This window comes from Chryseobacterium urinae (genome assembly GCF_030518295.1).
GTDB lineage: Bacteria > Bacteroidota > Bacteroidia > Flavobacteriales > Weeksellaceae > Chryseobacterium > Chryseobacterium mucoviscidosis.
This window is the reverse complement of the sequence record NZ_JAULSJ010000115.1, coordinates 1-258: the sequence shown is the minus strand read 5'-3', so window position 1 is coordinate 258 and position 258 is coordinate 1. Positions and strand designations below refer to the sequence as shown.

General features: G+C 42.6%; 2 tRNA genes. Both read left to right on the top strand.

Going from position 1 to position 258, the window contains the following annotated elements:
* Positions 1-16: 16 nt before the first annotated feature.
* Positions 17-97: transfer RNA gene (locus QWT87_RS21215), tRNA-Tyr, on the top strand.
* Between the two features lie 85 nt (positions 98-182).
* Positions 183-255: transfer RNA gene (locus QWT87_RS21210), tRNA-Gly, on the top strand.
* Positions 256-258 lie beyond the last annotated feature (3 nt).

Genomic DNA, 258 nt, shown 5'->3' with positions numbered 1-258 from the left:
TTAATATAAAATATCTGGGGAGATTCCAGAGTGGCTAAATGGGACTGACTGTAACTCAGTTGCTTCGGCTTCGTAGGTTCGAATCCTGCTCTCCCCACATTTTATATTAGAAAAAAAGTTGCATAAATAAAGGATTTTCCTTAAGTTTGCACAGCGTTACCAATAATTTTGGAAACAAAATTGCGGAAGTAGCTCAGTTGGTAGAGCGTCAGCCTTCCAAGCTGAATGTCGCGGGTTCGACCCCCGTCTTCCGCTCAA